Source organism: Magnetococcales bacterium (assembly GCA_015228935.1).
GTDB lineage: Bacteria > Pseudomonadota > Magnetococcia > Magnetococcales > DC0425bin3 > HA3dbin3.
The window spans coordinates 1-7,411 of record JADGCO010000154.1 but is presented as its reverse complement, the minus strand read 5'-3'; the positions used below and the strand labels follow the sequence as shown (position 1 = coordinate 7,411).

Sequence of the window (7,411 nt, the reverse complement as noted above, 5' to 3'; positions counted from 1 at the left end):
GAAGGGCACAGCCCTTCCTCCTGGACCTCCATCCCAGTTTTTCATTCGTTTTTTTGAAATTAACAGGTTATTAGACAGCTTCTAAGGGGTGCTGCAAGGAGATCCCAGGTAAAAATGTGCAAAAAATGTGTGATAAGCCGTATGGACGCTTGACAGAGGGGGTTGCAACCCGATATAAGGCGAAACCGGTTTGAAATCACTGGATTTATCCATTTCCGAAGGGAGGCGAGAACCTTGAACAAGACAGATTTGATCGACCACGTAGCCAAAACAGCAGAATTGACCAAGGTCCAGGCCGGAGCAGCCGTGGATGCCGTGGTGGGAGCCATCACCGACAGTCTGAAATCCGGAGATACGGTCAGCCTGATCGGCTTCGGCACCTTTTCGGTCTCCGAACGTGCGGCCAGAACGGGCCGTAATCCACGTACCGGCAAAGAGATCCAGATCGCTGCGGCACGTCTGCCCAAATTCCGCCCTGGCAAGGGACTGAAGGATGCCGTAGACGGCAAATAAGGTCGTTGGGACTCTTTTCCAACCCCAAGGGTACCTGTACATGCCGGCTTGGTGTGTTTGCGAGGTTCTGTGGGGTTGATCGTGTATCGACTCGGGGCGGATAGCTCAGTTGGGAGAGCATCGGCCTTACAAGCCGGAGGTCGCAGGTTCAAACCCTGTTCCGCCTACCATTTCTGTCACTGAACGGTTTTCATTGTGCCAAAGCCACCAGAGATGGTGGCTTTGGCGTTTGGGGGACCCTTCCCGACCAGGCAAGGATGTCATCAGGAAACCGGAAGGAACCATGAACCCACACCGTCGTCATCTACTCGTCGGCATGGGCGCTGCTGCAACTCTGGCTCTCTTTGGAGGTGTCAAGGAGTGCGGTGCCACGCCATGGTTGTGGAATCCCTGCCACGACCGGTTGCCTCCTGCCCTGGCCAATCACCCCCTGGTCACGACCGCGTGGAAGGACATTGATCCGCAACAAGTTTGGGATGGTCATGCCCACATCGCCGGAATCGGCGATTCGGACAGCGGTATTCACCTCTCTGCGGAGATGTACAGCCTGTGGCATCCAGTCGCTTTCGTGCAGCGCCTGTTTTATCTCAACGCCGGCTGCGCCGACCACGCATCAACCGGACAGGTCGATCAACGGTACATCGAACGCCTGCGTTTCCTGCTGGAGGGGATGCGTCCCGGGGTCAAACTGCTTCTGTTTGCCTTTGATCGCGCCCACACCGAAGCGGGCCAACCGCTTCCCGAACACAGCACATTGCATGTGCCCAATGCCTACGCCCGCTCCCTGGCCTTGGCCTACCCAACCCTGTTTGAATGGGTGGCCTCGATTCATCCCTATCGTTTGGACGCTGTCGCCGCCCTGGAACAGGCCCATGCCGAGGGTGCCCGCGCCATCAAATGGTTGCCACCCGCCATGGGGATCGATCCAGCCTCGGCACGCTGCCAACTTTTTTATCAAACCCTGGCACGCTTCAACATGCCGCTGATCACCCACGGGGGCGAAGAAAAGGCGGTGCATGGCGTCGGCAAACCTGAATTTGGCAATCCACTCCGGTTGCGCCGGGCACTCGATGCCGGGGTGCGAACCATCGTCGCCCACTGTGCCTCCATCGGCGAAGATCATGACGACGACAACGGTAACCGGCGCGTGGCCAGCTTCACCCTTTTCACCCGCATGATGGACAACCCGGCATATCGCAGTCATCTCTTTGGTGACATCTCCGCCATCACCCTGCGCAACCGCAGTACGGAGATCGTTCGCACCCTCGTCGAACGGGAAGAGTGGCACGGCCGCCTGCTCAACGGCACCGACTACCCACTGCCAGGCATCATACCGCTGATTCGTCCCGCCTCTTTTGCCCGCGCCGGTCTGCTGGCCGAAGAGGCCGTGCCCGTTCTGCACGAACTGCAAACCTACAATCCGCTGCTATTCGATTTTGTTCTCAAACGTCACCTTGTGGCACAGGGGCGACGGCTGCCATCCCGCATATTCGAAACACGTGGTTTTTTTGAAAGGGGTTCCCTGTGAACATGAAATTATTGTCGATGAACCGAATCCACCTTGTCATCCCCGTTTTGTTGCTGGAACTTTGCATGCCGGTTGGCGTTTGCTTCGGACAGGAGACCGGCTTCGATGTGCAAACCCTGGCCATGCCCGAAACCAAGGACAAGAACAACTTCGTAACCACCATGAATAAAAATACGGGCCAGGACAAAAAAATGCTGGCCAAACGCTTCGACCGTTTTCTGGCACTCCGGCACAACAAGGATGTCACCGCCGACAAGGAGGCCAAAGCCTTTCTGCTGACCGCCCGTGAAGAGTTCACCCTGGAAAGAAACAAGCCGCATGCCTACGATCATGCCTTTCTCGATATCGGCTACGGCGTCACCATTTCCGGTCCCCACCTGGTGATGCGCATGACCTCGGCCCTGGATGTGCAACCCGCAGACAAAGTCCTGGAAGTGGGAACCGGTTCCGGCTACCAGTCGGCGATTCTTGCCCACCTGTCCAACCATGTCCATTCGGTGGAAATCATCGAGCCGCTCCACGAACGCACCAAAGGGGTGTACGACAAACTCGTGGCGGCCAACAATGCCGAATACCGGAATGTCCACCTCAAGTCTGGTGACGGCTACCACGGCTGGGAAGAGAAAGGCCCGTTCAACAAGATCATCGTCACCTGCGCCATCGACCACATTCCGCCCCCCCTGCTCAAACAACTGGCACCCGACGGCATCATGGTCATCCCCGTCGGTCCCCCGGGCAAACAGACCCTGCTCAAAGTGCAAAAACAGGTGGATGCCGAGGGCAAGGTTTCCATCACCCGCAAGGATGTCTATAACGGCAGGCTCTCCGTCTCCTTTGTCCCCTTCACCAAAAGTGGCGGCGGCACATGGAGTGGAAAGGGTCGGAATTGAGCAGCCAATCGGCGGGTCTTGCGCCGGATTCTCCATCTCGATACCGGTCTTTTCTGTTGGCGGTCTTTCTGATTGCCGGGGCCATCATTGCCCTGCAAATCACCGTCATGCGACTCTACGCCATTTCCGGCTGGGCGCATTTCGGCTCCCTGGTGGTGAGTGTCGCCATGTTCGGTTTCGGCTTTGCCAGCACCGTCATGTGCCTGGACCGGGACCGTTTCGAACGTCGGCTTGAAGCCATTGCCCGTTTTGTCCTGCTGCTGTTCGGCCCCCTGACCGTGCTGGGCAATGTGGTGGCCCAAAGCGCCCAGTTCAACCCCATCTTTCTCCTGGCGGACAACCGGCAAATTTTCAACCTGATTCTCAACCTCTTTGCCTATGCGGTCCCTTTTCTGGTGGGGGCGCTCATGCTGGGCATCTGCTTTCTTGCCGGACGCCACCGCTTTCAGCTCACCTATGCCGCAGACATGACCGGTTCCGGTGTGACAGGGCTGCTCTGCCTGCTCGCCATGGAATGGCTCATGCCGGAATATCTCCTGCTGCTGCCTCTGCTGCTTTGGTGGGGAGGTGCCCTGGCCTGGTTCCATGCCTGGGGAGACCGGCGTTCTCCCTGGCTGGTCACGTTTTCCGGGCTGCTTGCGCTGCTGTTGCTTGTCCTGCTGCCCCAGATTCAGGTCTCACCCTACAAAGGCGTCAGCTACGCCACCAGATTTCCGGATTCCAAACGCCTCTACCAGGCTGTCGGTGCCCATGGTCTGCTCGAAATTTACGGCAGTTCCTACTTCCATTTCGCCCCCGGCCTGAGCGACATGGCCTCCACGAACATGGAAGAACTGCCGGAAAACACCTACATCGGCCTGTATGTGGACAGTGATGGCCCGGTTGGCATCATGAAGGCCATTCCACCCAGGCAGCATGACTATTACCGCTTCCTGCCCATGTTCATGCCCTACCTGCTGCATCCACAGCCGGACAACGTGTTCGTGGTGCAGTTCGGCGGCGGCATCTCCACGCGGGTGGCCCTGGAAAACGGTGCCGAACATGTCACCGTGGCAGAAGGCAACCCCATGATCAAAAAAGCCTTCTCCAGCGAGGCCATCCGGAACTTCACGGGCGATTTTCTGGCGGATTCCCGCCTGACCCTGGTGCCCATGGATGGCCATCTGTTCATCCGCAACAACATCCATGACCATCGTTTCCAGGTGATCGATCTCAGCCTGGCGGACTCCACCGGTCTTTCCAGCCCCGGCGGTTTCACGGTCACCGAAAAATATCTCTATACCCGTGAAACCATGATCGCCTACATGAACGCCCTGGAACCCGGCGGGGTGCTGGCCGTCACGGTCTGGAACAAGGAGGATCCCCCCAAATCCACCCTGCGACTGTTCAACACCCTGGCAGAAGCGGGACGTGCCACCGCCGGAAAACGCTCCGCCGACTCCTTTTACGTGGTGCAGGTGTTTCTTTCCACGACCACCGTCCTGTACAAAAAGGGCGGATTCACACCGGAGGAGCTGACCAGACTGGACGCGCATGCCCAAAAGATGGCCTTCGATGTGGTCTATCGTCCCGGGGAACCGTTTCAGGGGGATGCGACAGCGCTGCTGGCCGGGTACCACCAAAAGGTGTTGGGGAGTGGCGACACGGAACCGGCATCGAGCAACATCGAACAACCGGCACCGGTTGACGAAGAGACGGATATTTCCGTCCCCTCCCTGTATCGTTTCATGCTGAACCGCATGTTGCGCGATGAAAAGCCGGAAGAGATCAACGCCTATCCCTTCGACGTGACCCCCCTGACGGATGACCGTCCCTATTTTGCGGGTTTTGTGCGCCTCGGTGACCTGCCGGCTTTCCTCAGCCGCATGGAAACCATCTCCGACGAATGGGGCTACCTGCTGTTGTGGCTCACCCTGGGGCAGTCGTTACTGGCCGGAATACTCCTGCTTTCCCTGCCCATGATTTTCGGTTGGCGAACCATTTTTGCCCCGCAGCCCGGCAAGATCGGCATATTGGGCTATTTTGCCGCCCTGGGGTTGGGGTATATTCTGGTGGAGGTTGCCCTGATCGGCAAATTCATCAGCGCCCTGGGAAATCAGGTCATCTCGTCCAGCGTGTTGATCACTGGCATGCTGATCAGTACCGGTCTGGGTTCTCTGGCTTCCGGGCGCTTTGTGGAACGGGCACCGACGGTCATGCCACGCATTTTTCTGGCCATTGCGGGAATTCTGGGACTTTATGGCGTGGCCCTGGACACCTGGTTGCCGGTCATTGGCGCTCTTTCCTGGCGCATCCTGGCCTGCATCCTGCTCTTGTTCCCGCCGGCCTTTCTCATGGGGTTTCCCTTTGCGACCGGCATGACCTGGCTGGCCAGGCTGGGTAAGGAGGCTTTTTTCCTGTGGGCATGGGGCATCAACGGCATGTTTTCCGTCATGGGGGCGGTCATGGTTCCCATCATAGCCGTCAACGTGGGACTTTCCGTCAATCTGTATCTGGCAGGCGCTCTCTATCTGCTTGCCTGGCCTTGTTTTTTTGCCTTACTCTACACCTCTTCCACCCCCGCAGACTCGTGCAGGTCGCATGCCTGACAGTGGGGTTGTTCCAGGGAGGCGTGGCTTTGTCGGATGAGTCGGATATCCATGCCCAGGTGCTTTGCCGGATGACAACCTCCTGCCATCTGACGCTCATGGCCCGGCTGCCGCACGCCCCGTTCCCTTATGATGGCCTGGTGGGAGATACCGACCAGCCCTTTTTCGACCGTACCGATCCAGACAATGGTCAGCGCCTGCACACGGTGAATGACACCATTTTCTATCCGGAATTTCCCTACTATCAGGACAACCGGGTCCTGGTTCACCTGCCACCGGCTTTCAAACCGGATGCCCCTTTCGCCATTCTGGTCTTTTTTCATGGACACCTGACAGAGCTTGACCGCACCCTGGTCAGGGAGATGGCCCTGTTGCAACAGGTCAATGCCACCGACCACAATCTGGTGCTGGTGGCCCCTCAGATGGTGCGTGATGCCATCGATTCCAGCCCCGGCAAGCTCTACCGTCCCCAGGGGTTGGCCAACCTGCTTGGAGATGTTTCCCGGGTGTTGGCGGAAGAGATGGATGAAGAGTTTGCCGGACAGTTTGCACGGGCACCGGTGATCCTGGCCGCCTTCAGCGGCGGGTATCGTGCCCTGGCCTACACCCTGGAGCGGGGGTTTGCCGACACGCTTGAACGGGACGCACGGTTGCGGGGTGTGATCCTGCTCGATGCCTTGTACAGCGATGCGGATAAATTCATCGCCTGGTTGCGACATCCGGAACGTCGTGGTTTCCTGGTCAATCTGTACGGACCTTCCAGCGCACCACTCTCCGAAAAATTGTCCCAAAATCTCCAGGAGTATGGCTTGTCATGGAGCAACTCCCTGAGTCCGCCCCTCTCTCCGGACCGGGCCGAATCCCCGGGTCCATCCCATGCCCCAGACTGGTCCGACTCCTCGGATTCGTTCCATGTCCCGAACTGGTCCGATCCCCCGGAAGTAACAATCGATCCGACCGGAATCTACTCCCTGATGGTAGAGACCCCCCACGAATCCATCTTCCTGGAAGGACCTCCCCCTTGGCCATTGGTCAAAATACTCAAAATGGTCAAATTTTTATAAAAACTCAGAAACCTTTCAAAAAAGGAATCGACATGAAAGACTTTGTTGGGGCTCCGCCCCAAACCCCGCCAGGACTCTGTCCTGGACCTGCCAGGGAGCCAGCCCCCTGGACCCCATTTACAGAATGGCCGAAACGATGATCAAGGCCAGATGGCTGAACAGATACAAATTTTTTATTTGAGAATTCAGACAGCCTCTATGAAAATCATGCGGGTTTGTCGTAACATATGGTCGAAAAATGGTTTTTTTTAATAAAAAAAGACGAAGGGAGCGTACCGTGGCCGAGGCGGATGTGGTGGGTTTGCTGGGTTGGCAAAGGAAATATTTGCGAGGATTGGCCCATTCCCTGCGGCCCGTGGTACTGGTCGGACACGGTGGCTTGTCGGCGGCATTGCTGGAACAAGTGGATCAAGCCTTGACGGCCCACGAGTTGATCAAGGTACGATTCAATGATTTCAAGGAAGAACGACGCACCTTGACGCTCCAACTCGAACAAGGGGTCGCCTGTGAAGCGGTTGGCCTGATCGGACATACGGCCATTCTCTATCGGGCACGTCCGGATCCTGCGCAACGCTCGATCCATTTTGACAAAAAAGAGTTCAAGAAAAAGAAAGAAAACAAGGCAACAAAACCTGCAACAAGGCTTCCTGAATACGACGAATCATCATCACCGGATCCCCTGTCACGAAAACAGGCGGCGTTGCCATCCGAACGGGCGGAAATTCCAGAATCGGAAATTGCAGGCCGGACACCGGAAAAATCCTGGCAATCCAGATCCCCGCGCTCCGACAGCACCGGTCGCGCACCAGAAAAATCCTGGCAATCCAG

Annotated in this window: 6 protein-coding genes and 1 tRNA gene; all 7 read left to right on the top strand. The window is 57.3% G+C overall.

Annotated elements, in window-relative coordinates:
• Positions 1–234: 234 nt before the first annotated feature.
• Positions 235–513 (top strand): HU family DNA-binding protein, encoded by a 279-nt coding sequence (locus tag HQL65_19800; protein MBF0138480.1) that lies wholly within the window; start codon positions 235–237, stop codon positions 511–513.
• Between the two features lie 94 nt (positions 514–607).
• Positions 608–683, top strand: a tRNA-Val gene (locus HQL65_19795).
• 113 nt (positions 684–796) lie between these two features.
• On the top strand, positions 797–2,041 hold the full coding sequence (locus HQL65_19790; protein MBF0138479.1) for an amidohydrolase: 1,245 nt from the start codon (positions 797–799) through the stop codon (positions 2,039–2,041).
• 161 nt (positions 2,042–2,202) lie between these two features.
• The gene (locus tag HQL65_19785) at positions 2,203–2,931 is read left to right on the top strand and encodes a protein-L-isoaspartate O-methyltransferase (protein ID MBF0138478.1); all 729 of its coding nucleotides are present in this window, start codon (positions 2,203–2,205) and stop codon (positions 2,929–2,931) included.
• A 53-nt stretch (positions 2,932–2,984) separates the two neighbouring features.
• Entirely contained in the window at positions 2,985–5,519 is a 2,535-nt protein-coding gene (locus HQL65_19780; protein MBF0138477.1) for a hypothetical protein, read from the top strand.
• Positions 5,520–5,542: 23 nt separating this feature from the next.
• Positions 5,543–6,583: a hypothetical protein gene (locus tag HQL65_19775; GenBank protein MBF0138476.1), complete on the top strand. Its 1,041-nt coding sequence runs from the start codon at positions 5,543–5,545 to the stop codon at positions 6,581–6,583.
• Between the two features lie 295 nt (positions 6,584–6,878).
• The coding region (locus tag HQL65_19770) for a YhbY family RNA-binding protein (protein MBF0138475.1) at positions 6,879–7,411 on the top strand (533 nt) is incomplete at its 3' end.

Bases quoted from the DNA above. Each gene is read 5' to 3' on its own strand.
- HQL65_19790 (MBF0138479.1), top strand. From the start codon at position 797: ATGAACCCACACCGTCGTCATCTACTCGTCGGCATGGGCGCTGCTGCA.
- HQL65_19785 (MBF0138478.1), top strand. From the start codon at position 2,203: ATGAATAAAAATACGGGCCAGGACAAAAAAATGCTGGCCAAACGCTTC.